The sequence below is a fragment of the Thalassolituus sp. UBA6592 genome, assembly GCF_002433655.1.
Taxonomy (GTDB): Bacteria; Pseudomonadota; Gammaproteobacteria; order Pseudomonadales; family Oceanobacteraceae; genus Venatoribacter.
In genome coordinates, this window is sequence record NZ_DJIO01000041.1 from 1 (window position 1) to 621 (window position 621).

Here is a 621-nt window from a genome sequence, read left to right on the forward strand (position 1 = left end):
ACCTTTGGCTGCGGTAAAGGTTGCCATACCATTGATGTATGACGCCGACGCTGTCTGGCCACCATTATGACGACCGGCGCCGGCGGAATTACCACTCGTACTGGCTTTGGCATTAGCACCAACGGTCACAGCAACGGCCGAGGCTTCTGCTCCGAATTCGAAATTACCATCGGTAAATTTATCGTAAGCCTTTTTATCTTTAAAAAAGATAATTTCGCTGCAGGCCTGACCACCCAACTGAAAACCAATCGACAGCTGCGTCAATTTTGAGTTACCAACATACTCACCGCCACGGTAAACACGTCCGGAACCATAGGCTGCACCGATACCGATACCTCCTTTACCTACGGTCGGAAACAAAGCGTAACCATACGACTCATCAAAGAATTCCTGCGACTCCGCCGCTTTGTGAAATTCCTCCAGCGCCGCTGAATATTTATCCTGAGATGCCTGAGCGGGTGCAGCACTGAAGGCAAGTGCTGCAGCCAGCACTGCAACCCAGCCAGTGAACGATGACATACGCGATTTTGTTAACAACATAACCATACCTCCTGCCCTTGTCTGCTCCGCAATGTCATTTACCACAGACGGGAGCCGGAGCTTCAGGGGATTCAATGAATT

The 621-nt window shown here is 50.4% G+C and carries 1 protein-coding gene; it reads right to left on the reverse strand.

What is annotated here, in order from left to right; translation table 11 throughout:
* On the reverse strand, positions 1 to 540 hold a 540-nt coding region (locus tag B2Z72_RS03540; protein WP_297004180.1), incomplete at its 3' end, for a lipid-binding SYLF domain-containing protein.
* Positions 541 to 621: the final 81 nt, after the last annotated feature.